Source organism: Bacillus cereus (assembly GCF_007678085.1).
GTDB lineage: Bacteria > Bacillota > Bacilli > Bacillales > Bacillaceae_G > Bacillus_A > Bacillus_A cereus_BE.
On the sequence record NZ_VEDW01000023.1, the window covers coordinates 1 to 520 of the forward strand.

Sequence of the window (520 nt, forward strand, 5' to 3'; positions counted from 1 at the left end):
ATTCGAACCCCCGCGCGACTCTCGCCGCCTGTCGGTTTTCAAGACCGATCCCTTCAGCCGAACTTGGGTATACCTCCGAGATAGAAACGTCTAATGGTGGACCTTGTAGGACTCGAACCTACGACCGGACGGTTATGAGCCGTCTGCTCTAACCAGCTGAGCTAAAGGTCCTTTATGGTAGCGGCGGAGGGGATCGAACCCCCGACCTCACGGGTATGAACCGTACGCTCTAGCCAGCTGAGCTACACCGCCATAAATGATATTAAAATAAGTGGAGCCTAGCGGGATCGAACCGCTGACCTCCTGCGTGCAAGGCAGGCGCTCTCCCAGCTGAGCTAAGGCCCCATGTTTTTGGAAAATCGGGAAGACAGGATTTGAACCTGCGACCCCCTGGTCCCAAACCAGGTGCTCTACCAAGCTGAGCCACTTCCCGTTAATAAAAGCGCGCCCGAGAGGAGTCGAACCCCTAACCTCTTGATCCGTAGTCAAACGCTCTATCCAATTGAGCTACGGGCGCATA

The 520-nt window shown here is 55.2% G+C and carries 5 tRNA genes; all 5 read right to left on the minus strand.

Features of this window, described 5'->3' with window-relative positions:
* Nucleotides 1-94: 94 nt before the first annotated feature.
* Nucleotides 95-171, minus strand: a tRNA-Ile gene (locus tag FS742_RS27115).
* A 4-nt stretch (nucleotides 172-175) separates the two neighbouring features.
* Nucleotides 176-252 (minus strand) — tRNA-Met (locus FS742_RS27120).
* 20 nt (nucleotides 253-272) lie between these two features.
* A tRNA-Ala gene (locus FS742_RS27125) sits at nucleotides 273-345 on the minus strand.
* Between the two features lie 14 nt (nucleotides 346-359).
* A tRNA-Pro gene (locus FS742_RS27130) sits at nucleotides 360-433 on the minus strand.
* Nucleotides 434-443: 10 nt separating this feature from the next.
* A tRNA-Arg gene (locus tag FS742_RS27135) sits at nucleotides 444-517 on the minus strand.
* Nucleotides 518-520: the final 3 nt, after the last annotated feature.